Raw genomic sequence first — 23,992 nt, forward strand, 5'->3', positions numbered from 1 at the left:
ACTCCTCGGCTCCTTGCAGGTGTTGCTCACGGTGCGATGCGTACCAGGCCCTCGGCGGTTCCCACGACGAGCTCCCCGTTCCGGTGAACGTCCACCGCGTTGACATCGAGTCCGATGTCAACGTGCCAGGACGGACCGGAAGCGGTGGGCGACGAGAGCCGGATGTCACCGTGCACGCCTGCGCTGACCAGGACTTGTATGGCGCCGACGGTGCCCAGCCTCAGTTCCCTGACTCCGCTCGCATGCTCGGTGACCAGCCGACGGCTGCGGCCGTTCCAAGCCGTCCACCACACGGAGCCGTCCCCGGCTCCGGTGTAGATGCCCTCGGCGTCGGAAGCGATCTTCATCAGGCCACGGCTCTGCCGCGGCGCGAAGCTGTGCAGCAGCGTGCCGTCACGCTGCCACACGACCACGTCCGACGCCGTCCGCGCCGCGACTCTGACCCCCTGCGCGGTCTCGGCCGCGGTGACCCCGCCGAGCCGCAGCCCCGGCTTCCTGACGAGAGCCCCGGTTTCGCCCCGGCTTCGCCACTGCCACCCGACACTGCTCGCGATCAGCAGGTCCGGTCCGACCTTGAGGCAGGTGATCACGGGGCCCTCGAGATCTAGCGGTTCGATCTGCTGCCCCGGGCCGTCCAGGAGCGCGACCCACGCCTGGCCCGTGATATCTCCCGCGAACAGTGCGGCCAGCCCGCCATGGTCGATGACGGACGAGGCGGTGACCCGCGCCTGGACTTCCCGGCGGTTGGCCACGCCCTCGGGGGTGAACGATGTCCAGGAGGTGTCGTCGGCCTCTCCCGGCCGATGGAAGATCCAGCTGCCGCTCAGGGCCAGTTCACCGCCGTCGGGGAGGCAGTGAACCGCTTTGACGCTGCGGTCTTCCAGGGCCTTCCGGAGGGAAGGGGGGCGGCAGTCGACCGCCTCCGCCTGCCAGCCCACCGCATACTCGCGGGCACGCCGGGCGAGTTCGTGCAGGCCTCGCGCCTGGGCGTGCAGCGCCAGCCGGGCCAGAGTATGCCCGTCGGGCAGCCGCCAGCGTGTCCCCATCAGCTCCCAGCACAGGGCGCGTACGTTGGCCGCCCGGTCGTCGGCGGTCTCTTGGATGAGGCCGAGTGCCCGGTAAAGCTTCTCGCCGTTCATCGCCAGCAGGAACTCGGGATCGTCCAGGAACTCGTCCAGCACACCGGCGAGCCGCGCATGGTGCGGAAGGTGGTCACGGGTGTACCGGTCGGCGCTCGACCAGTCACGCTGTCCGGAGGGCAGCACGGGGAGCTGCTCGGTCATGGCCGCGACGAACAGCGAGTGATAGGCGCGCGCATCGGCCGACTCAGCCAGGTACTTGGCCGTCGGTGGATGTTTGAGCCTCCACCCGTGGCTGTTCATTCCGTCCTCCGGGGCATCAAGGTAGTCCCTCGCCTCTCTGCACACGCTGGCGAGGTCCACGGCACCCACGCCGGGCCTGCCAGCCGCGCGGACCACCGCCGCCCACAGCCCTCCGTCGGCCGGGAGACCGTCGCCCTGCGCCAGGGCGACCGGGAGGAGCATGTCCCGCGCCCACTGGGGGTCCTCGTCGTCCAACGTGCGACTGAGCCGTACGAGTCCGTCCAGGAACAGATCGGCGTTGGACCGTTCGGCCTGCACCCGGGCGATCGCGGGGTTCTCATTGCTCATGGCGACAGCGAAGAGGTAGGCACGGAGCCACGACCGCCCGGCCGCCGCCGCCGTGGCGTGGGCGATGTCATGGACCGAACGGGCGTCCGTGACCGACCAGGTGGTTCCCTCGCGGTTCCTCAGCACCTGCTCGACGAGCCCGGCCACGTCGGCGGTGCGGAAGTACTCCTCCGCGTCGAGGTCGACGAGGCGCCCCTCGAACCCGTTCGGGACCTGACTGCTGGCCACGACCACGCGGGTCCGCGGCTGGGCGGCTAGCGGAGCCAGCAGCATGCTGTAGAGGAGTTCCGGCTCCGTGCTGGCGTCCATGGAGTCGAAGACGAGGCGCAGCCCTCGCCCGCCGAGGGCCTCCACGACAGCCGCGCAGTCGCCCTCGCCGGTCTCGTAGCGCTCGGCCAGCTTCCACACCACGGTGTCCACGTTCTGATTGCGGACGTCCATCAGCAGGTCGACGCATCCGGCGGGCGCCGGAGCGGGCGCCTGGGCCCCGGCCGGCAGTGGCTGTCCCTGGGAGGAGGCGTGGATCCAGTCGAGGAGCGTGGATTTTCCCGAGCCCGGCTGCCCGGTGATCACGAGGGGCACTGCGGGCCCGTCGGCGGGCGAGGCGTCGTCTAGGTAGGCGACCACGTCCAGGACGGCTTCGGCACGCCCGTAGAAGGCCCATCCGCTGTCGGGGTTCGCCTCGGGGGGCTGCCGCCTGGGCTGCAGATAGCGGGGGTTGAGAAAGGCCCGGAGCTGCTCACGGGGCGGCACCCAGCTGGGCAACTGGGGGTCACGAGGGTTCTCCGACCCCTTTTCCATGCGGACCTTCAGCTCGCTGAAGAGGCGTTGAGTATCGAGGTATTTGACCTCTGTGTCGGTGCGAGTGTTGCGCAGGGCTGCCGCGAAGGAGTCGGCGAAGTGCATCTGCTGGGCATCGGTGATCCGGTCCGTGGAGCTGATCATGGTGAGTGCAGGCATGTCTGCGCCCTTGTCCCACTGTTCCTTCGCGGCTCGCTCCATCTGGGCGATGGCCAGCCCGGACTGGCACGCGTCGATCAGGATGACCACTTCGCGGGGCCGTGGCTTCTCGCCAGGGATGATCGACGAAATGAGCCGGTCCACTCCCAGCATGGTCGACCGCTTGGCCTTCTCACTGTTGTGAGCGGCGAGGAGGATGTCTCCGTCGCCGTAGTCGTATCCGTGCCCGGAGTAATAGAAGAGCAGGACGTCGGGAGGCGTGCCGTCGACGCCGTCCAGCGCCTGCTCGAAGCTGGTCGCGACTTCGTCGCAGGTGGGGTCGATCCGGGACTGGCGGTGAATGGTGTACCCGGCCTCCGCCAGCACGGCCCGCATCATCCGCAGCTCGTCCCGGACCCGGGGCAGCGGCGCGAACCCGTCGGCGAACGTGCCGCTGCCGGAGACCAGCGCCGTCCGGACGATGCCCGTCGACCGGACGGCGGTGTATGGCGCCGACGTCACCGGTCGCTGGCGAGCAGCGCGCTCGCGACGGCTTCGGCCACCTCTCCTGTGGTGAGGTAACGGAGCACGGAGTGGCTGCCGAAGACGTACTTGCCCGGATGGTGCCATGGCAGATTGACGACCGGCTGGTCGTCGACATCGCCGAAGAGGGGCGCCAAGTGCTTCACCAGTGCGATGGGGTCGTCCTTGGCCGCCACGTTGACCCAGCGGGTCACGGGAGGACAACCGTGGCCCGCCGCAGGCGGCGTCGGCCGTAGCCGGTCCCGGATCGACTGGATGCCGAGCGGGGAGCCGAGGCTGACGAAGGTGTGCACGTTCCACTCCGGGTGCGCGCGCAGGGCCTCATAGGCGACGACGGAGCCCAGGGAGTGGCCGATGACGACCTTGGTGTCCGGGGTAACGATACGCGCGAAGCGCTGCTGCGCGCAGGCGCGTACGGTGTCGTCCGGGTCCAGGTAGCGGCGTACTTGCTTGACCATCCAGATCACGGCCCGGCCCGCCGGCCTCCCGAGCCGCTCGCTGCGCTCCAGCCGGCGCAGTGCCATCTGCCCCAGTCCCTTGCCGCCTGGCAGCGGAGCCTCGGTGCCGTTGGCGAACGCTTCCAGCAGCTCCAGTTCGAGCGGGTCGCGCACGTCTCCGATACGCAACGGTGGGATGTCGTCCAGCTCCTCCTCCACGCTGCCCTTGCTGTCCCGACTGCGGAAGCAGCTGCCGTAGTACACGGCGGCGACATTCTCCGCGTCCGGCACCGGACACGCGGCGTCCGTCATGCCGATCCCGAGTGCGTCGTACCACTCGGTCAGCGTCGTCTCGCTGTGCTTGTATTGGTAACCGATGCCGTGGCAGACCACGATGCGCGGCACTGTGTTCCCCCTGCTGCCCGAGTGCGACGTAAGCTGCGCGGAACCCTGACGCCCGAAATCGGAACCCAGGAGCCGTCAGCTCCTCCATCATGCCCGAGGTCTTGGTGGTAGATAACCGCTACGTGTGTACGACTTGACGTGGCATCAGTCGCCGCACGTGTACGACGTGCCGTCTATCCACCGAACTTCGTGCGCCGAGCCGGGAGGCTGCGGCCTGTCGGCTCCCATCTCGCCCACCGTGGCCCCAGGCGAAGTCGAGCAGCCGCGGCTGATGGCGTGGGTCACATGGCGGTCGTCTGAGGGGCGCCGTTACGCCGCAGAAGGTGCCCGCCGACCTTGAGGTGCACCTGATCCTGGACAACTACGTCACCCACAAGACACCGGTCATCAGGAAGTGGCTGCTGGCGCACCCGGGCTTCCATCTGCACTTCACGCCGACGTGTTCGTCCCGGCTGAACCTGGTGGAGCGGTGGTTCGCCGAGCTCACGCAGAAGAGAGTCAAGCGAGGCGTCCACCGCTCCGTCCAGGCCCTCGAACGCGACATCCGATCCTGGCTCGCCGACTGGAACGAGCACCCTCGGCCCTTCGTCTGGACGAAGACTGCCGAGGAGACCCTCGACAAAGTCGCCGCCTACTGCCGACTAATCTCCGACTCAGGTCACTAGGTCTAGTTCCAGATGAACGGCTTGGGGTCTGCGTTGCAGGTCTTGAACCAGGCGCGGATATCGGCTTTGAGGATCTGGACGTTCTTGTGTGCGCTGCGGCGGATCTCGGCCGCGTGAGTGAGAGCTTTGCGGAGCCGGTCGGTCTCGTCGGCAACTCGCAGATGCGGTTCAGTCCGGATTCGAGCCGTCGATGTACGGATCGTCGGCCTCTTCGAGGGGGCGGGCTGCGAGGTTGTCGGCCCACTCCACGGCCCAGGAGCGGAGAGCGGTGATGGTGGACTCGTCGAAACCATAGGCGGCGAAGGCTTCGTCGTCGGTCCACTCGGCGCCTGTGAGGTTCGCCTGCAGATCCTCGTGCTCGAAGCGGCCGCGGGCGTGGCGGCGGCTGAACTCTTCGAGCTTGGCATTGGTCCAGCGGCGGGAGGTGGCGGACACGTCGATCAGGTCGCGGGGCGCTCCGCGGTCGGCGAGGGCGCGGACGTTGGTCCCGAACACGTCCTCCTCCGCGAGGACGGGCCCGTACGGGCTCTGGGCGACCGGCCGCCAGAAGATCTCCGTGAGGATGTCGACTTCGCATTCCTGCCCGGTGGCCGGGTCGGACACGGTGAAGCGAGCGGACAGCGGGGCAGTCTCCAGCGCGGTGCACCTTCCAGCCGCGGCCTTCCAGGCCGGCCCGGAGCGTGGCGGCGATGTCGGCCATGGGCGCCGGGTTCTCGGTGGCGACATCGAGGTCCTGGCTGGGGCGGTTCACCAGGCGGTGCGCCCGTGCGGCATATCCGCCGGTGAGAACTAAGGGGTATGGGGAGCCGAGGACGATCACATCCGCCAGGAGCCGCGTGTGCAGCTCCGGCATGTCCGTCACGCGGCTGCCCGGGTGCGGGAGGCGAGCTGAGGGCAGGCGTCTTCCCATACGGCGCGCACGGTGCGGCCGACGAGGGTGCCACAGCTGGAGGAGCAGGTCCCGGTTGAGGTACCGGGGCAGGTCATCACGCAGGCCCTCGTGCAGGACGGTGCGGTACAGGCCCATACGTTGGCGCGGCTTGTCCAGATCGTATGAGGTCATCCCGGACCAGGCCATGTGCAGCGGCAGATCCACGACACCGTGGGTCGGCCCGCGCAGCTCGTCCAGCGACTCCGGTAGACGGCGGCGGAACTCTCCCGGTACAGCGCGAGGTCCTCGGCGTCCGCGCCCGAGGCATCCCCCGGGGTGGGTGCGGGGTGCTGTGGGTTGGACGCCGTGAGCCCATTATGGCGTCCGGAGACGTTGCGAGGGGTCATGATGTGCGAGCTGGCGTCTGGAGCGAGCGGGGTGGATCCCCGGGTGAGCTGGTTGCCGCAGTCTGCCCAGCCCTGCGCAGCACGGACTCTCGGCCTTGACGCTCTGGGCGTCTGTACGAAGGGCGATGAGCTGGGAAGCCAGGCTCTGACCAGGGCTTCTCTGGGATCCCGTCAGACCGACGTCTTTCCGATGACGCACCACGTGGAGTGCGTGGCGATCCTGGAGCCGGCGGGCAAGGGCGCCTGAACCGAGCTGTCTCGCAGGGCGGGTCACGTGCTCTGCCGCCCCGCCGGGTGCACCCGCGCCGACGGGTGTTCAGTCGTTCCGGTCCACTGACTTGAGGCGCAGCGCGGAGGCGAGGAAGAAGGCGCCGCCGAGGAAGGCGTACCCGGCGAGGTTCGTGAGTGTGGCGCCGTCGTCCTTGCCGGCCTGGAGGATGAAGCTCGCGCCGGCGAGGGTGGAGATGCCCCCGCTCAGGATCATCGGCCACTGCCCGCCCGAACGGCGTCGGGCCAGGCCCACGGCGAGCTGCGTGATGCCTGCCGTGACGGCCCAGACGCCCCAGACCCGCAGGACGGCCGGGATGCCGGAGGCGAGCGCGACGGCCAGGGCGATGCCGGCGAGAACGCTGAGCGCGATGTTCACGGACAGCCTCCTGACCGCGCCGTCGGCGCCCCGCGCCGACCGCAGGTCGACCACCGCGCAGGCCGCGTCGAAGAGGGGGTAGAGCACCAGCAGCGTCCCGCTGAGCGGGCCGAGCCTGTCGGCCGTCGCGAACAGCAGGCCCGCCCATAGGGCGGCGAACGCGGAACGCAGGAGGTACAGCCTGCGCAGAGCCGCCGGGAGCTGGGCCGGGGCGGCGGGGGCGGAGTGGCTGACGACGGTGTCCATGGCGGATCGCCTCTCAGGGATGAGGGAGAACGTTCGGTCTCTTTTTATCCTTGGATGCTCCCGGTCACCCTGTCAAGACCGAACGTTCTCCCTCGGTTGTAGGGTGGGAGCCATGAGCCGGAAGACGAAAGAGGGCAGCACGTCCGAGGCGCGGGCGCGGCTGCTCGGGACCGCGGTCAGGATCTTCTACGCGGAGGGGATCCACTCCGTCGGTGTCGACCGGATCATCGAGGAGGCGCAGGTGACGCGGGCGACCCTGTACCGCCATTTCTCCGGCAAGGAGGACCTCGTTCTCGCCTACCTCGAGCAGGCCGACCAGGGCATCAGGGCGCAGCTGTCGGCCGCCCAGGAGGATGCCGGGACCCCGGGCGACAAGGTGCGCGCGGTCGGCCGCGCCATCGCCGAGGGCATCCGGTCGGAGGGCTTCCGCGGCTGCGCCTTCCTCAACGCTGCGGCCGAGTATCCCGACCTCGCGCACCCGATCCACCGGGCCGTCCTCGCGCACCGGCAATGGTTCCTCGACACCGTCACGGACCTGCTGGCCCAGGTGGGAGACGCACCCGCCGCGGCGGCGGGACGGCACTTCGTCATGCTCCGGGACGGCGCCATGGCCGCAGGATGCCTCTCCGATCCCGGACCGGTCACCGAGACGTTCCTCGAGGGCGTCGAAGGGCTCCTGCAGGCGCGTTCCGCGGCACGTTCGGCAAGCTGAGCCCGGCTCGTGCCCGAGCTGCGCGGGACCGGTAGGACCGCGACGGCGTCTGCGGGCTCACGGGATCGTCGCGGGCTTCACCGAACCGCCGGACGGCAGCGGACGTCGTCCTGCACGATGGAGCACGGCCCGCGAGGGCAGCGGCGTCGTCTCGTGAAGGGGGATCCGTGGATCCGATTCCGGAAGAACTGCTGATGGCACTGGCCGGCGGGGCCGCGGGCAGCGCCGGGCAGCAGATCTGGCAGTCGTTGCGCGGCTTGCTCAGGCGGGAACCGGCAGCCGGGGACCGGCCTCCCGAGAGTTCGGCGGAGGGCGAGCTGGAACTGCTGGAACAGCATCCCGACGAGGCCGAGCGGGCTCGTGAGCTGGTGGCCGTACTGCAGCGGCGAGCCGAACTCGATCCCTCCTTCGCGGACGCCCTCACCCGCTGGCGGGCGGAGGCGGAGCGCGCGCACCGCACAGCCGGGACGGCGACCTTCGAGGTCAGTGGCGGGACCCAGCACTCGGTCGTCATGGCGCAGAACGTGCACGGTGACATCACCCTCAACTGAGGACGACGGTCCGGAGTCCCCGAAGCCGTCGGACCGGTCGCCCCGCTTCGAGGTGTCGGGCGGGCGGCAGCGGAACGTGGTCCAGATCGCCCACGTCGAGAGACTCGAGGTGATCGAGAGGGCGGACAGAGGTCTCGGAGGGCACGACCGGCCGGCTGCGCGTGCCCGCTCCGCCCGGGCCGGCGTCATCGCGGCCGCGATCGCGGTGGTCCTGCTGCTCGCCTGGCCCGTCCTGCCCCTCGAGGAGGGTCCCGGCCGTGACCCGGTGACGATGGGCCGGCTGCTCCTCGCCGGCATCCTCGTCCTGGCCGCGGGCCGTCGGGTCCTTCGCCGGTCCCGGGAACGCCGCATGTCCCTGTGGCTGTCGGCGCCGTACCTCGCGCTCGCCGCCGACCGTCTCGCGGAGGTTCTTTCCTTCCGCTACGGCGGGGACGAACGCTGGGACCTCATCCGTAATCCCGAGCCGGTCGAGGTGACCTGGCGGGAGGGCGCAGGGGGAGGGGAAGCGGGGTCCCCCGGAGCGGTGGGCGGCTCGATCGCCGCGTACTTCCACCGGACGAGCACTGGCCGCATGGTCGTCCTGGGCGGCCCGGGTTCCGGGAAATCGGTTCTGGTTCTGCGCCTGGCCACCGAGTTGCTCCAGGAGCGGCAGACCGGTGGAAAGGGAGGGCCGGTGCCCGTCATCCTTCCCCTCGCGTCCTGGGACCCCCGGGAGGGCCTGTTCACCTGGATCGCACGGCAGATCGCGCTCGACCATCCGTATGCCTGCACTCCGGTGCCGGGTGCCCCGCCGATCGCCGTCGCTTCGGCCCTGCTGCGGACGCGACAGGTCCTGCCCGTCCTGGACGGCTACGACGAACTGCCCCCCGAGGTGCGGAAAAGAGCCATGCGCCGCCTCAGGGACGGCACGAAGGGCGGTGTCCCGTTCGTCCTGACCAGTCGTCAGGCGGAGTATCACGAACACGTCCCGGAACAGAACGTGTTCGCGCGGACGGAGATCGACCTGTGCCCTCTGGAGTACAGCGCGGTGGCCGAGTACCTGAACCCCGGCGGGGGGACGTCTCGTTGGGCCGAGGTGCTCGCCTGCCTGGAAGGCGCCCCCGCCGGCACCCCCGAGGCGCGGTGCTGGACGTGCTGCGGGTGCCGTTGACGGCGAACCTGGCGCGGGAGACGTACAGCGAGGGTGACACCGACCCCCGTGCGCTGATCACACCAGGTGCGTTCGCCGACACCTCGGCCATCGAGCATCACCTCTACGGCGCCTACCTCGACGCGATCTACAGTCCGGCGCACGAGGAACGCACGGGCTGGGCCCCGGAGGCGGCGCGCGCGTGGGCGGGTTTCCTCGCCGCGCGCATGAAGGCGAGGAACCTGGAGCAGCTGGCCTGGTGGCGTCTCGACGAGCACGTGCCCCGGCGAGTCCGCGTCCTCTCCCTGGTACCGGCGTTCGCGCTGAGCGTCGCACTCATGGCCCGGCTGGATCTTGGCGCGTGGGGCTGGCCCGCGCACCTCGGACTCTCCCTGTGGCAGGCGCACGCGATCGTGTGCGCGCTCGCCGTTCTCCACACGGGGGCGTCGGCGGAGAACGCGGAGAACCGCCCGCCGCACCACATCGTTCGCCCCACAGGCGCACGTCTGCGGGAGGCGATGAGAGGACGACGCGGCAGGGTCCTGGTGTGGTGCGGGGTGGCCGGACTCGCCGCGGGGTGGGCGACAACGGTGTCCATCCGCTCCGGGCTGTGGCTGTGGTGCACGACGGCGGTCAGCTGGGTGAGCCTCCGATGGTGTGGCCGCCGTCTGCTGCTCGCCGCGGACGACCCGTCTCTGGCGCGCTCCCCGAGAGCACTCCTGCACTCCGACCGGCGCGCGGTGTTCACCCTCGGCTGGCTCTTCGACGCGGGGCCACCCGTGCTCACCGTCCTGTGCACACTGCCGCTGCCCTTGCTGGCCCTCTGGTTCGCCGGTCACACCGAGGGCCCCGCGTTCGCGCTCGTCGCCGACATGGGCGCCGTGAGGATGCTCGTCGACGTGCTGAACGGGGTGCCGTTCCTGTTGGCCGGTCTCGTTCACGGAGCCTGGTCCTATCGCGACCGTCTCGTGCCGCTCGTCCTCGTCGTCCCCCTGATCTCCCTGGCTCTGTACGCCGTCACCCCGGCGGCGCAGGACAGGGTCACCGCCGGTGACTGGGCCGTCACCGCCCTGGGGACACTGGTCTGCTGGTCGCTCCACGTGACGGCTGTCTCGGCATGGGGCCGGCTCCAGGCGGCTCGCCTGTACCTCGCGGCGACGGGCAGCCTGCCGCTGAGGCTCATGGCGTTCCTGGACGACGCACATCAGCGCGGCGTCCTGCGTCAGGCCGGGGGCGCGTACCGTTTCCGGCACATCGAGCTGCGCGACCGCCTTGCGCAAGGAGCGGCCGAACCGGTGCGGGCCGGGGCTCGCCGGCCCGGCGGGTGGAGCCGGTTCCTGTCCGCGGCGCTCGCCCTCGCGCTCATCGCGGGCCTCTACGTCGTGACGCTCCGCGGGGCCGCCCAGGCCGAGCTCGTGACCGGGCCGGTGCGCTCGCTCCCCTCCGGGTGCGGGCTTCTCGACCCCCGGCACGTCGCCGCGCTCACGGAAGACCCCGTCACGCGCGCACCGGGGTCAGCGACGTACACGGCGTACAGATGGCAGCCGGACTGCGTCGTGGACGAGCGGCCACCGTCCGCGCGGAAGGTACGCATAGAGATCGGTACACGTGTCGTCGGGCCTGCCCTGGAGCAGAGTGCGGTGAGGACCGCGTCGCAGATGTTCGGCAGCACCGGAAGCGGCTACTTCGAGCTGAGCCCGTCGGCCGTGCAGGTGTCACGACGGCTCGGTGATCTCGGCGACGAGGCGCGTCTGTACGTGGGACACGTCTACGCCGAAGGTGCCGAGCGGCTGTCCTCACCGGTGGCCGTGATCCAGGTACGCGAGGACAACGCGATGGTCACCGTCCGTTACACCGAACAGAACGCCGACCAGGCGCGAGTCGTCGACGTGGCCGAGACCCTCGCCCGAACCGCGCTACGCGAGGCGGGACTTGCCTCCGGGTGATGCGGCGGGAGCCCTCACCTCACCGGTTCACCGCTTCACCGGTCCACCGTGACGCTCGGACTCGTTCGGCCGGGCGGGCCCCCTCGGCGGGTGCGGGTGGCAGGGGCGCCGAGCTCGTCGGCGGCGCGGCCGCTGCGGGGCCGGAGGCGTCGTCGTCCGGTTCCGATCCGCCGCAGCCAGCGGTGACGACAGCGCCCAGGGCTGTGCCCAGAGGGTTCCACCGATGCCCGTGCGGCCCAACTCTGGTCCGACGTACGGTCGGTCGAAGCGAACGCAGTGAACAACCGGCGTCCGGGCTTCGGACATCGACTACCGGCCACCCCGTGGGCGGTTGATGATACAAGTGACAGGTGATCAGGTCGGTGGTCGCGCGAGTACGGTGGAGTGGCCCGCGCGAAGGGACTTGGGGGAATTCGTGACGTTCGAGAAAGAATGGGCCGAACTGCATGCGGCGGCGGCCGAGCGCACCGCAATGCGGATCGACGGCATTCCGGCCGAAGGCGGCGGAGCCGGCGGCGGTAAAGACCTCGTGGTCAACCGGGACGACCTCGGTGCCATCGGCGGTGACGCGTACGACCTGCTGGGCCGGCTGGGGAAGGACGGCGACATTGCCCGTGCCTCCACCTTCGAAGCGGCGACGGCGCTGACCAACGGGAACTTCGCCAGCGGTGCGGCCGTGCTGAAAGTGCACGATTTCTGGCAGACCCACCTGAAGACGCTGCTGGACGCCTGCGCGCAGGTCTCGAACCACCTCGACTACAGCAAGGCCCGGCACGACAAGGACGACGCGAAGGTCGAGGGAGATCTGACGCGCATATCCGTGCTCACGGAATACATGAAATAGGTCGGGGGACCGCGCGCATGCTGACGTACGAGGACATCATCGACGCCCCGGTGGGGAAGCTGAAGGACGCCGTCGACGACTGGTCGGTGATGGCGGGGAAGCTGGACAAGCTCGCCACCGACGCCGCCGACGGAATGAAGGCGAAGGCGGACAAGGCGTCCTGGGAGGGCGTCAACGCAGGCGTCACCAAGGCGTTCATCGGCAAGACGGCCAAGGAGTTCGCGGACGCCGCGGCCGAGGCCAAGGGCGTGAAGCTGATCCTGGAAGAGGGGCACGCGGCCATCAAGAAGGCCAAGGACGACCTGGTCGGCATCCGGGACCACGAGGGGCCCGCGGCCGGCGTCCACGTGGACGGCAAGGGCAAGGTCACCGCGAAGAACCCGTTGTCCGAGATCCCCGCGGCCCGGCACGACCCCGACTACAGCGATCTCCTCCAGCAGGAGAAGAAGAACATCGAGTCGTGGCAGAAGAGGATCGACCTCATCGTCGACAACTGCAACGACACCGACGTGGCCCTCAAGAACACCCTCATGGCCAACGTCACCGACCGCAAGGACTTCAGCGCGCCGACGTACACGAAGCTGGACCAGGAGGAGGCCGCCCGCGCCGCCGCCCTGGCGGCCAAGGGCCGGGACATCACCCACACCCAACTTCAGGAGCTGAACGAGCTGCTGAAGGACAACGCCTCGTCGGTGGACTTCGCCAAGAACTTCTACGAGAAGCTCGGCCCCGAGAAGTCGCTCGCGTTCTTCGGCCAGCTCTCCACGGACACGTACGACTACGGCAAGGTCGACAAGGAGCGCCTCAAGGACGTCCAGGAGCTCCAGAAGAACCTGGGCCTCAACCTGGCCACCGCCTCACACGACAAGGACTTCACCGACAAGTGGGGCCCGGAACTGCGCAAGCTGGGGACGGAGCGCATTCCGCTGGCCAAGCACGACTACGGCGGGCCGTTCGGATACCAGCTCCTCGGCGGAATCATGCGGTACGGGAACTACGACGCGAAGTTCCTGAACCCGATCGCCGAACACGTGGCGCAGCTGCACGCGAAGGACCCGTACATGTTCGCCGACAACAAGGTGGTGAACAGCCCGTTCAAGAACCCGTTCAACCCCTCCGGCGTGAACGGGGCCGGCTACGACCCGGCCACCGCCATGCTGGAGGCGCTCGGCAACAGCCCGGAAGCGGCGAAGAAGTTCTTCACCGACCCCCCGACCGCGTACAACGAGGACGGCACGGTCGACCACGGCGCCACGGCGAACCTCGGCAAGGACAAGGACGGCCAGGCGATCGACAACTACCTGGACTTCTTCAGCAACGAGAAGTGGGAGTCCTTCCCCGACGTCAACTCGCTCGACGAGAAGGAACTCAAGGCGTCGCTCGACCAGATGCCCGACGCCCTCGGCCACGCCCTGGAGGCGGCGACCCTCGGCTACCCCACCGGCCACCCGGACGCCCACGTGGTGCGCGACGCGGACAACGCGGCGATCATGCAGAAGGTCATGGAGAAGTACAGCGACGACCCGGGCCTGCTCAAGGAGCACCACGAGGCGATGGCCGACAGCCTGGGCGTCATGGGCGCCGGCTACATCGACGACGTCAACTGGGCGCTGGCCAAGAACGATCCGGACAGCGTGTTCGCGCCCGGCAAGAACCCGGACGGGCACATCGACTTCTCGGACACCGCGGACGGCAACGGGCGGAGCGTCGTCCGGGGCTTCCTCAGCACCCTCGGCCAGCACCCGGACGCCTATGCGACCGTCTCGACCGCGGAGCAGGTCTACACCCGCAGCGTGCTGGAAGGGACCGTGGGCCCGGACGGGAAGATCACCGAGGCGGTGGAGGCGAGCGCCAGGGCGACCGTGCGCACGGGCGCCGAGGTGCAGGGCATGCTCGACCAGTCCCGGGCCGACCAGGTGGAGGCGACCAACCTCAAGACCCACGAGGACTACGAGAAGGCGGTCGCCAAACGGGCGGGCTGGGTCGAGTTCGGGGCCACGGCTGGCATCGCGGCGGGCGTCGCCTTCCTGCCCGCGACGGCTGCCGTCGGCACGGCCGCGGTGCTGATCCCGCTGGCGACCGACACCGCCAGCGGCGCCGCCGAACAGCTCATCGGCCAGATGGTCGGCGACGTCTCCGACAACTCGGTGGACGAGCACAAGGAGAAGGTGGAGGAGCTCACCCGGCAGGAGAAGACCAAGATCTACTCCGCCGGTGAGAACATGGCCGAGTCCCCGATGGAGGAGTTCCTGCGGCACAACGGAGTGGACGAGAGGGACCCGTTCGCTCAGGACCTGCGCGAATCGATGCTGCTCGGCTACGGAGTCGGCAACGAACGGGAGAACCAGCAGGGCAACGACCCGGAGACCGGCTGAGGCCGGTGGACGGCAGAGGACACGTGAGGATACGGACAGTGGTCAGTCGTAGGTCGGTACGTGGAGGACTCCTCTCCGCGGCCGTGGCCGGCTCGTTGCTTCTCGGTGCCACCGGTTGCGGTGGGGACGGGGACGAGGACGGGGTCCCGGACGACTACAAGGTCGTCGCGGGGACGGAGCTCTGCGGCGGCGCCATGTCTGCCGACGCGTCCAAGGCGCTGAAGGTGATCACCGGGTCGTCCCGCTTCGAGGCGTCCTCGGAGGAGTACTCCGTCGCGGAGGCCGCGACGGACCTGGCCGCGGAGTACCCGCCCCCCGCCCCGAGGAAGGACGCCTGCCGCGTCTACACGCCCCTCGGCACGCCGCACTTCGAGCTGAGGATCACCTGGAGTCTGGCCGAGGACGCCCCGTCGGACGGCCCGAGGGACCCGGAGTTCACCGTGCTGAAGATGGGGGAGGAGACCGTGACGGCGGCGGACAAGGCGTACGTCTACTTCGCCTGTCAGAGCGACAGGTTCCCCCTTCCCTCGGCACTGGCCCACATCGTGATCGGCGTCGAACGCGGGGGCATGCCGAAGGATCCCGAAGGAGACGTCGAAGCTCTGAAGGACGCCTACGCGACCGTGGCCCACTCCTTCTCGCTGGCCATGGCCAAGGAACTGCGCTGCGAGAAGAACGGCGGGCTCCCCGCGCGGCCCGTCCTCGACCCCGCCTGACCGTCGGGGCGACGCGCGTCCCGGACGGGGCCGCCCGGAGGTCCGGGACACCGTCGACGCCATGGTGTCCCGGACCACCGGGCCGTGCAGGCCGTGCCGCCGGGTTCGCTCAGGTGCGGGACCAGCGTTGGTTGCTGCCGTTGGAGCAGGAGTAGAGCTGGACGAGGGTGCCGTTCGCGGTGCCGGCCGCGGCGGCGTCGAGGCAGAGACCGGACTGGACACCGACGATCGATCCGTCGGAGTTCAGGCGCCACTTCTGGTTGTCGCCGCCCCAGCAGGAGTAGATCTGGACCTTGGCGCCGTTGCCGGTGCCGGCGGCGTCCAGGCACTTGTTGCCGTAGATCCTCAGCTCGCCGGCGTCGGTGTACGTCCACTGCTGGTTGGTGCCGCTGTGGCAGTCCCACAGCTGGAGCTGGGTGCCGTCCGCCGTGCTCGCGCTGGGCACGTCGAGGCAACGGCCCGACCCGGCGCCCTTGATCTGGCCGCCGTCCGCGGGCGGTGTGGTGGAGCCGCCGTTGAGTGCGCCGAGGACGGCGGTGTAGGCGGCCTTCTTGCTGCCGTCGTTGTTGAACAGCAGCGGCGTGTCCCCGGAACGCCAGGAGTCGCTGTCGCGCACGCCCCACACGGTGATGCCGAGGCAGCGCGACACGGCCAGGCAGTCGTTGACCACACTGGCGTAGGTCGTGGGTGAGGCGCCCTGGATGTCGAGTTCGGTGACGGCCACGTCGACGCCGAGGGCGGCGAAGTTCTGCAGGGTGGTGCGGAAGTTGCTGTTGTAGGGGCTGCCGCTGTTGAAGTGCGACTGGAAGCCGACGCAGTCGATCGGCACTCCGCGCTGCTTGAAGTCCCGGACCATGGCGTACATGGCCTGCGTCTTCGCCCAGGTCCAGTTCTCGACGTTGTAGTCGTTGTAGCAGAGCTTGGCGGCCGGGTCCGCGGCGCGGGCGGTGCGGAAGGCGACCTCGATCCAGTCGTTGCCGCTGCGTTGCAGGTTGGAGTCGCGCCGCGCGCCCGAACTGCCGTCGGCGAAGGCCTCGTTCACGACGTCCCACTGGACGATCTTGCCCTTGTAGTGGGCCATCACGCCGTTGATGTGGTCGATCATCGCCTGGCGCAGCGTGCTGCCGCTGAGGCTCTGCATCCAGCCGGGCTGCTGGGAGTGCCAGGCCAGGGTGTGGCCGCGCACCTGCTTGCCGTTCTGCACCGCCCAGTTGTAGACGCGGTCGGCGGCGGTGAAGCTGAACTGGCCCCGTTGCGGTTCGGTGGCGTCGATCTTCATCTCGTTCTCCGCCGTCACCATGGTGAACTCGCGGTTCGCGATCGACGTGTATGCCGAGTCACCCAGCCGGCCCGAGGCGATGGCGGTGCCGAAGTAGCGGCCGCTCTGCGCCGCAGCGGCGCCGAGCGTGCTCTCGGCGGCGTGTGCGGTCGGCGGCGCGACCAGGGCGGCCGCCAGGCCGAGGACGCCGACGACCAGCGCCGACAGCAGGCCGCGGATGGTGCGGTGGACGAGGGTTCTGGCAAGGGCATGCGAGCCCATCACTGAGCCTCCAAGGCAGAAGTCACGGAAGGGTCGAAGCGTGGGGGCGGCCGTGGCGCGGGCAGCCTGGAGACACCGGTCACCGCGGTCAGGGGATGTGGAGGAGCTGCGACTCAGGGTCGCCGTTCGACGTGTCGAGCCGTGGCCGGTTCCTCAGGACAGGAATGATTGGGTGTTGACGATGCATCGTCAACACCCTCGGCGGACAGAATTTTTCTGCCTGGGAGTCGAAACTTTCGCCCCATCACTTGTCCACGCCTCCAGGGGAACGTCCGTGGCTACTTGACCTCGACATTGCTCCGTGGGCAGCGCTCGGCGCCCAGGTCGGCGCAATTGTTTCGGAAACAGAAGCGATTCGTGCGAGAGAGGTTGACGCGGTACGGCTGCTCCCTAACACTCACCGTGCTCGACATTGCGACCCTCGTTCGACATGTCGAACCCGCGTGACGCGACGCGGCCGACCGGAACCGTCAATTCAAGGTTGGGGAATCTCCATGCACAGACGAAGTTTCCGCCGCAGGCGTCCGTCTGCGGTCCTCGCCGCCGTGGTCGCGGCCCTGACCGCGTCGGCGGCGATGCTCGTCGCCGCCCCGGCTCAGGCGGCTGCCAGTGGCATCCTGCGCGGTACCGGTTCGGGCCGGTGTCTCGATGTGCCGGGCGCCGCTCAGACCGACGGCACGTACCTGCAGATCTACGACTGCTGGAACGGAACCAACCAGCAGTGGACGTCGACGGATGCCCACCAGTTGACCGTGTACGGGAACAAGTGCCTGGATGTTCCGGGCCACGCCACCAAGGCCGGTACCCGCGTGCAGATCTGGGGCTGTTCCGGCGGTGCGAACCAGCAGTGGCGGGTGAACTCCGACGGTACGGTCGTCGGCGTGGAGTCCGGGCTGTGCCTGGAGGCGGCGGGCGCCGGTACGGCCAACGGCACGGCGGTGCAGCTGTGGACGTGCAACGGCGGCAGCAACCAGAAGTGGACCGGTCCGACCGGGACGCCGCCGACGGACGGCACGTGCGCGCTGCCGTCGACGTACCGCTGGACGTCGACGGGCGTGCTGGCGCAGCCGGCGAACGGGTGGGCCGCGGTGAAGGACTTCACCACCGTGACGCACAACGGCAAGCACCTCGTCTACGCGTCGAACGTGTCGGGATCGTCGTACGGCTCGATGATGTTCGGTCCCTTCACGAACTGGTCGGACATGGCATCGGCCGGCCAGACCGGGATGAGCCAGGCCGCGGTGGCGCCCACGCTGTTCTGGTTCGCGCCCAAGAACGTCTGGGTGCTGGCGTACCAGTGGGGTGCATGGCCCTTCATCTACCGCACGTCGAGCGACCCCACCGATCCCAACGGCTGGTCCGCTCCGCAGCCGCTGTTCACCGGGAGCATCTCCGGATCCGACACCGGACCGATCGACCAGACCCTGATCGCCGACGGCCAGAACATGTACCTGTTCTTCGCCGGTGACAACGGCAAGATCTACCGGGCGAGCATGCCGATCGGGAACTTCCCGGGCTCCTTCGGCTCGTCGTACACGACGGTCATGAGCGACACGAAGGCCAACCTCTTCGAGGGCGTCCAGGTCTACAAGGTTCAGGGCCAGAACCAGTACCTCATGATCGTCGAGGCCATGGGCGCGAACGGGCGCTACTTCCGCTCCTTCACCGCCTCCAGCCTCAACGGGTCCTGGACCCCGCAGGCCACCGCTGAGAGCAACCCCTTCGCGGGCAAGGCCAACAGCGGGGCCGGCTGGACCAACGACATCAGCCACGGCGACCTGGTCCGCGACAACCCCGACCAGACCATGACCGTCGACCCCTGCAACCTGCAGTTCCTCTACCAGGGCAAGGACCCGAACGCGGGCGGCGAGTACAACCGGCTGCCGTGGCGGCCGGGCGTCCTCACCCTGCGGCGCTGACCTTTCCGATCACGACGACCATGAGGTGGTGCGATGTCCGGCGCGGACGCGGCCGGCCGTGAGGGTCATCGCGAGCGGGGCCGGTGAGAACCGGCGCGGCGGATGCGGACGGGGCCGCGGGCCTCGGCCTCCGTCACGGGCCGGCCGGCCCGGGTCACCTCGACCTCGCCGGCCGCCACCAGACGCCAGGCCGCTCGGCGAGCCGCTTCCATCAGGGCTCGCCAGCCGTCGTCGTCACCTTCGTAGACCTCTCGCGCGGCGTCGGACGGACAGATCGAGGCCGTGGCCGCACGGCGCTCCAGCAGGTCCCTGATGGCCTGCTCCAGCCGATGGGCGAGCTGTCGGTCCGTCTCCGCCACGCCATCGAGTGTGGCACCGTTCGCGAGCAGCCGTCGGCCGGCCGAGCCCGGAGCGCCGGCCGACGCACCTCCCCGTGCCGTGACGCGTCACCGGTCCGGCTGCAGGCGGCGCAACGCGTCCTCGGACTCGCGGTCGTCGGGCAGGTAGGCCAGGAAGTGGTGACCGGGCTCGTCGACGGCGGCCAGCTTCACGTACCGAAGGCGCAGCGCGCCCACGGACGGATGCCGGAAACGACGGATCGAGGGCTCGAACCCGGCCGTCTCCCGGCGCTCGTACCAACGGGCCGCGTCGTCGTCCGCCAGCAGCTCGCCGACGAGTTCGGCGAACCGCGGATCGTCCGGCCGGCGGGCCGCCCGGGACCGGAACTGGCCGAGCAGGGCGCGAGCCTCGTTCTCCCAGTCGGCCAGCAGGACGCGCGCCGGCGGCCAGCGGAACACCAGCCAGAGAAGGTTGCGCTGCTTGGGACGCAGCCGCGCCGGATCGGTCAGCAGAGCGGCGTACCCGGCATTCCACGCCAGCAGGTCCCAGTGCGGGTCGAGGACCACGGCAGGGTGCGGTCCCATGGCCTGCACCAGACTGAGCAGGTTGCGTGACACCCAGGTGGCAGCGTCGGCGGGTGGCCTGCTCTCCTCCGCGAACGACAGGACGTGCGCGGTCTCGGCGGCGTCCAGCCGCAGTACCCGCGACACCGCGCTCAGCACCTGCCGCGAGGCACGCGCCCGGCCCTGCTCCAGCCACGTGTACCAGGAGACGCTGATGCCGGCGAGTTCCGCGACCTCGGCCCGCCGCAGCCCCGGGGTCCGGCGTCCCGGTACGTCCGGCAGGCCCACCTCCGCCGGTGCCAGCCGTTCGCGGCGGGAACGCAGGAAGGCCCCCAGTTCACGGCGGGGGGAGCCGTCCGACGGGGTGGGTACCGCGCTCACCGGCCACGGCTCCGGCCACCACGTCCGCGGCCGGCCCCGGCCGGCGAGGGAGCGCGGTCCGTGACGGAGGGTGTGCGGGTGGGCAGGGGCGACGGCCGACCGCGCGTCATCGTGCCTCTCCTTCGGACAGCGGGCGTCCGCCCCGACGCGGGCGCCCCCTCGTCATGCTGCCCCACCAGGCGCGACGCCGGACCGGCAGGCTGTGAGTGACGCCAACAGCCAGTGGTCTCCGCCCCGCCGGGCCCGGTGCTGAACTGGTGACGGACCGCGTCCGCCGAGGAGCGGTCCCTTCCCTCACCCGTTCCCGTCGTACCCCTCCGGAAGGGGCGTCCCCCTGTGACCACCGCCGCGCCGACACCCGTCGCCACCTTGCCGGCGTCCTCCCTGCGGCTGTTGCGCACCGCAGGATTCGTCAGCAACTTCGACCGCTTCTGCATCGCGCCCATGCTCGTTCTCATCGGCCCGCGGCTCGGGGTCCCGCTCCCCGCCGTGGTGCCGGCCGTGAGCGGCTATTACCTCGCCTACGGGCTGATGCAGCCGGTGTGGGGGGCGATCAGCGACCGCTGGGGCCGCGTGCGGGTGATGCGGGTGTCGTCGACCGGCGCGGCGGCGGCCGCCCTGGCCTCGGCCCTGGCTCCCGACGCCCCCGTGCTGATCGGGGCCCGCGCCCTGGCCGGCGCGTTCTTCGCCGCCTCCATCGCCGCCTCCTTGACGTACGTGGGCGACACGGTGCCCGCCGCCGCACGGCAGCGCCCCCTCAGCGAGCTGATGACCGCGTTCGCGCTGGGCACCGCCGTGGCCACGGTCGTCGCCGGAACGCTGGCGCACTACCTCACGTGGCGGCTGGTGTTCGCCGTGCCCGGCGTCCTCGCCGCCTACCTGGCGGTGGCCCTGCGCCGCCTCCCCGAGCCCGAGCGGACGCGCCCGGGTTCCCTGTCGGCGCCCTTCCGCGTGGTCCTGTCCTCCCGGTGGCAGTGGTACGTCATGGCGGTGGCGATGCTGGAGGGGGCGGTGCTGCTCGGCTTCCTGACCTACCTGGCCCCCGCCCTGGAGGAGCACGGAGTTCCCACCGCCCTGGCCGGCGCGGTAGCGGCCCTGTACGGAGCCGGCGCCATGGCCGCGGCGCAGGTGGTCAGGCGGCTCGTCGGACGGTGGTCCCCGGTGGGCCTGATCGGGGCAGGCGGAGCGCAGATGGCGCTGGCGTACCTGCTCGCCGGATACCGCCAGACCACCGGGGTGCTCGTCGTGGCCGCCCTGCTCCTCGGGGGCGGCTGGTCCTTCATGCACTCCACGATCCAGTCGTGGGCGACGGCCCTCACCCCGGCGGCCCGCGCCACGGGCGTGGCCCTGTTCGGCACTGCCCTCTACGTGGGCAGTGCCGTGGCCACCGGGCTGGCCGCCTCAACCGCTCAGGCGCACGGCTACCGCCCCCTGTTCTGGCTGGCGGCGGTCCTGACCGTGCCCCTGACGGTGGCCGCGGCGGTGGGCCGGGCCCGCTACCGCTGAGCGCCGGTCCGAGAAGAGGTCCGGGCCGGGGCGTCCCCTGTCCCGAAACAGAGGGCAGCCGTTCGGCGGGATCTAGGCTCGGTCGTGTCGTGGCGGTACCGAAGTGGCCGAGGAGCCGAACAGCAGTGGTGGACAAGAGAGTCGTCATCGTGACCGGCGGAGGTACGGGGATCGGGGAGGCCACCGCCCGGCTGCTGCGCGAAGAAGGGCACGACGTGGTCGTCTCCGGCCGGCGCAGCGAGCCGCTGCGACGCCTGGAACGGGAGACCGGCGTCCTCGCGCACCCCGCCGACGCGGCGGATCCCGAGGCCGTCGGCACTCTGGTCCGTGCGGCCCTGGACGCCTACGGACGGCTCGACGGGCTGGTGCTCAACGCGGGCATCGGACGCGGTGGCAGCGTGGGCGACCTGTCGCTGGAGGACTGGGACGAGGTGATGCGCACCAACGTCACCGGTCCGCTGCTGCTCCTGCGCGCGGCGATCCCGCACCTGCTGGAGACGAGCGGGGCCGTGGTCGCCGTCGCGTCGGTGTCCGCGCTGCGCAACGGCACGAGCAACGCCCCCTACGCCACGTCCAAGGCGGCCCTCCTCCAGCTGTGCCGTTCCGTCGCCGTCGACTACGGGCGGCAGGGCGTGCGCGCCAACATCGTGTGCCCGAGCTGGGTGAGGAGCGAGATGGCCGACCGCCGCATGGCGCGCTTCGCCGCGGAGGCGGACCTGCGGGGAGACGGGGTGGAGGCGGCCTACGAAGAGGTCACCGGGTTCCTCCCCCTGGGCCGGCCGGGCCGGCCGCACGAGGTGGCGGAGGCCGTCGGCTGGCTGCTGTCCCCGGCGGCGTCGTACGTGAACGGCGCAGTCCTCACCGTGGACGGCGGGGCGACCGCCCTGGACCCCGGGACGCTCCCGTTCGACTTCCGTGTCGTGCCACGCCACGACGAGGCGTCCGGCACCCCTCGCTGAGCACCGCCGCTCCTCCGGCGTCCCCGCACTTGGCGGACCTTTGACGCGACCGCGGGACATGGGGAGCGATCGCAGGGCAAGGAGCGAGTGGTGACACGCATAGCCCTCGCCCTTTCGACGCTCGCCGCCGGTGTGCTGGCCTCCTCGGCGGCCGCCCTGATCTCCCCCTGGTGGTGGCTCGCCGCCGTGCCGGTGCTCCTGCTGGGGCTGCTGGCCGTACGGGACCTGGCGCAGCGCCGGCATGCGGTGCTGCGCAACTATCCCGTCATCGGCCACGCCCGCTTCCTCCTGGAACGCATCCGCCCGGAGCTCCAGCAGTACTTCGTCGAGCGGAACTTCGACGGCCGCCCCTTCGACCGGGACGTGCGCAGCATCGTGTACGAGCGTGCCAAGGGCACCGACGCGGAGGAGCCGTTCGGCACCGAGCGGGACGTGTACCGGCCCGGCTACGAGTTCCTCGTCCCGTCGATGGCTCCGTGCCCGGTGCCCGACTCCCCGCCGCGGGTGCGCGTCGGCGGCCCGGACTGCGCCCGGCCGTACGACATGGCCCTGCTGAACGTGTCGGCGATGAGCTTCGGCTCGCTGTCGGCCAACGCGGTCCTGGCCCTCAACGGCGGAGCGGCGGCCGGAGGGTTCGCGCAGGACACCGGCGAGGGCGGACTGTCGGAGTACCACCTGCGTCCGGGCGGCGACCTCGTCTGGGAGATCGGCACCGGGTACTTCGGCTGCCGGACCCGGGACGGGGACTTCGACGCGGCCCGGTTCGCCGACAAGGCCGCTCACGACCATGTCAAGTGCGTGTCCCTGAAGCTGTCGCAGGGGGCGAAGCCCGGTATCGGCGGTGTGCTGCCGGGCGCCAAGGTGGACGCCGAGATCGCCCGCGTCCGCGGTGTGCCCGAGGGACGCACGGTCGTCTCCCCGCCGTACCACCGGGTGTTCTCCACCCCGCGTGAACTCGTGCGCTTCGTCGCCCGCATGCGCGAGCTGTCCGGCGGCAAACCCGCCGGGTTCAAACTGTGCGTGGGCTCACGCAGGCAGTTCCTGGCCGTGTGCAAGGCCATGCTGGAGGAGGGCACGGCGCCCGACTTCATCGTGGTGGACGGCGCCGAGGGCGGGACCGGGGCCGCGCCCCTGGAGTTCGCCGACCACGTGGGTGCCCCGCTCACCGAGGGCCTGCTCACGGTGCACAACGCCCTCGTGGGGGCGGGCCTGCGCGACCGCGTCAGGATCGGGGCGAGCGGCAAGATCGCCACGGGCACCGACCTCGTCAAGCGCATGGTGCAAGGGGCCGACTACGGCAACGCGGCACGGGCGATGATGTTCGCCGTCGGGTGCATCCAGGCGCAGAGGTGCCATACCAACACCTGCCCCACCGGCGTCACGACCCAGGACCGCCGCCGGGCCCGTGCCCTCGACGTGCGGGACAAGACACCGCGTGTCCGGCGCTTCCAGGAGGCGACCGTGGCGAGCGCACTGCAGATCATGGCGTCCATGGGCGTCACCGACCCGGCGGAGCTGCGCCCGCACATGCTCCACCGGCGCGTCGACCCCCTGACCGAACGCTCCTACGAGGAGCTGTACGAGTGGCTCGAGCCGGGGCAGTTGCTCGCCGGGCCACCGGCTTCCTGGGCGGCCGACTGGAAGGCCGCCGACCCTGACCGTTTCACCGTGTGACCTGGAGGA

The 23,992-nt window shown here is 70.4% G+C and carries 17 protein-coding genes and 2 pseudogenes; 12 read left to right on the forward strand and 7 right to left on the reverse strand.

Annotated features, from left to right (window positions below):
* Positions 1-26: 26 nt before the first annotated feature.
* Entirely contained in the window at positions 27-3,131 is a 3,105-nt protein-coding gene (locus ACGF3H_RS14365) for a caspase family protein (RefSeq protein ID WP_362490841.1), read from the reverse strand.
* Positions 3,128-3,994: a hypothetical protein gene (locus tag ACGF3H_RS14370; RefSeq protein WP_362490844.1), complete on the reverse strand. Its 867-nt coding sequence runs from the start codon at positions 3,992-3,994 to the stop codon at positions 3,128-3,130. The genes ACGF3H_RS14365 and ACGF3H_RS14370 overlap by 4 nt, the downstream gene beginning before the upstream one ends.
* 320 nt (positions 3,995-4,314) lie before the next feature.
* Here ACGF3H_RS14370 and ACGF3H_RS14375 point away from each other — a divergent pair.
* Positions 4,315-4,659: pseudogene (locus tag ACGF3H_RS14375) on the forward strand (transposase); the annotation flags it as partial.
* Positions 4,660-4,827: 168 nt separating this feature from the next.
* Here ACGF3H_RS14375 and ACGF3H_RS14380 read toward each other — a convergent pair.
* Both ACGF3H_RS14380 and ACGF3H_RS14385 read right to left on the reverse strand, forming a co-directional pair.
* Positions 4,828-5,512 (reverse strand): annotated as a pseudogene (locus ACGF3H_RS14380) (nucleotidyl transferase AbiEii/AbiGii toxin family protein).
* Positions 5,513-6,253: 741 nt separating this feature from the next.
* Positions 6,254-6,829: a hypothetical protein gene (locus ACGF3H_RS14385; RefSeq protein ID WP_362490846.1), complete on the reverse strand. Its 576-nt coding sequence runs from the start codon at positions 6,827-6,829 to the stop codon at positions 6,254-6,256.
* A gap of 112 nt (positions 6,830-6,941) precedes the next feature.
* Here ACGF3H_RS14385 and ACGF3H_RS14390 point away from each other — a divergent pair, with 112 nt between their 5' ends.
* From ACGF3H_RS14390 to ACGF3H_RS14420, 7 genes are all read left to right on the forward strand, one after another.
* Positions 6,942-7,541 carry a TetR/AcrR family transcriptional regulator gene (locus ACGF3H_RS14390; RefSeq protein ID WP_362490849.1) on the forward strand — a complete coding sequence of 200 codons (600 nt, stop codon included), beginning with the start codon at positions 6,942-6,944 and terminating at the stop codon, positions 7,539-7,541.
* A 167-nt stretch (positions 7,542-7,708) separates the two neighbouring features.
* Positions 7,709-8,092 (forward strand): hypothetical protein, encoded by a 384-nt coding sequence (locus tag ACGF3H_RS14395; protein ID WP_362490852.1) that lies wholly within the window; start codon positions 7,709-7,711, stop codon positions 8,090-8,092.
* Positions 8,073-9,242 (forward strand): NACHT domain-containing protein, encoded by a 1,170-nt coding sequence (locus ACGF3H_RS14400; protein WP_362490855.1) that lies wholly within the window; start codon positions 8,073-8,075, stop codon positions 9,240-9,242. Before ACGF3H_RS14395 ends, ACGF3H_RS14400 begins: the two co-directional genes overlap by 20 nt.
* Positions 9,215-11,167, forward strand: a complete 1,953-nt coding sequence (locus ACGF3H_RS14405) for a hypothetical protein (RefSeq protein WP_362490858.1) — start codon at positions 9,215-9,217, stop codon at positions 11,165-11,167. Before ACGF3H_RS14400 ends, ACGF3H_RS14405 begins: the two co-directional genes overlap by 28 nt.
* Before the next feature lie 415 nt (positions 11,168-11,582).
* The gene (locus ACGF3H_RS14410) at positions 11,583-12,011 is read left to right on the forward strand and encodes a hypothetical protein (protein WP_362490861.1); all 429 of its coding nucleotides are present in this window, start codon (positions 11,583-11,585) and stop codon (positions 12,009-12,011) included.
* A gap of 17 nt (positions 12,012-12,028) precedes the next feature.
* Positions 12,029-14,386 (forward strand): hypothetical protein, encoded by a 2,358-nt coding sequence (locus tag ACGF3H_RS14415; protein ID WP_362490864.1) that lies wholly within the window; start codon positions 12,029-12,031, stop codon positions 14,384-14,386.
* Positions 14,387-14,424: 38 nt separating this feature from the next.
* Positions 14,425-15,102, forward strand: a complete 678-nt coding sequence (locus ACGF3H_RS14420) for a hypothetical protein (RefSeq protein WP_362490867.1) — start codon at positions 14,425-14,427, stop codon at positions 15,100-15,102.
* A gap of 109 nt (positions 15,103-15,211) precedes the next feature.
* On the opposite strand, the gene ACGF3H_RS14425 is transcribed toward ACGF3H_RS14420, so the two are convergent.
* Positions 15,212-16,642, reverse strand: coding sequence for an endo-1,4-beta-xylanase (locus ACGF3H_RS14425; RefSeq protein ID WP_362490869.1), 1,431 nt, complete (start codon positions 16,640-16,642; stop codon positions 15,212-15,214).
* A gap of 494 nt (positions 16,643-17,136) precedes the next feature.
* Between ACGF3H_RS14425 and ACGF3H_RS14430 the strand changes: the two genes are divergently transcribed.
* Positions 17,137-18,561, forward strand: a complete 1,425-nt coding sequence (locus ACGF3H_RS14430) for a non-reducing end alpha-L-arabinofuranosidase family hydrolase (protein ID WP_362490872.1) — start codon at positions 17,137-17,139, stop codon at positions 18,559-18,561.
* A 65-nt stretch (positions 18,562-18,626) separates the two neighbouring features.
* On the opposite strand, the gene ACGF3H_RS14435 is transcribed toward ACGF3H_RS14430, so the two are convergent.
* Positions 18,627-18,920, reverse strand: a complete 294-nt coding sequence (locus tag ACGF3H_RS14435) for a DUF3253 domain-containing protein (RefSeq protein ID WP_362490875.1) — start codon at positions 18,918-18,920, stop codon at positions 18,627-18,629.
* 87 nt (positions 18,921-19,007) lie between these two features.
* Positions 19,008-19,844, reverse strand: coding sequence for a helix-turn-helix domain-containing protein (locus tag ACGF3H_RS14440; RefSeq protein ID WP_362490878.1), 837 nt, complete (start codon positions 19,842-19,844; stop codon positions 19,008-19,010).
* A 336-nt stretch (positions 19,845-20,180) separates the two neighbouring features.
* Between ACGF3H_RS14440 and ACGF3H_RS14445 the strand changes: the two genes are divergently transcribed.
* From ACGF3H_RS14445 to ACGF3H_RS14455, 3 genes are all read left to right on the forward strand, one after another.
* A complete protein-coding gene (locus ACGF3H_RS14445; protein ID WP_362490880.1) occupies positions 20,181-21,350 on the forward strand; it encodes an MFS transporter in 1,170 nt (389 codons plus the stop codon).
* 125 nt (positions 21,351-21,475) lie between these two features.
* Complete coding sequence (locus ACGF3H_RS14450) at positions 21,476-22,309, forward strand: SDR family oxidoreductase (protein WP_362490883.1); 834 nt, start codon at positions 21,476-21,478, stop codon at positions 22,307-22,309.
* Between the two features lie 90 nt (positions 22,310-22,399).
* On the forward strand, positions 22,400-23,983 hold the full coding sequence (locus ACGF3H_RS14455; RefSeq protein ID WP_362490885.1) for an FMN-binding glutamate synthase family protein: 1,584 nt from the start codon (positions 22,400-22,402) through the stop codon (positions 23,981-23,983).
* Positions 23,984-23,992 lie beyond the last annotated feature (9 nt).

Source organism: Streptomyces sp. NPDC048185 (genome assembly GCF_043202495.1).
In the GTDB taxonomy this organism is placed as follows: Bacteria; Actinomycetota; Actinomycetes; order Streptomycetales; family Streptomycetaceae; genus Streptomyces.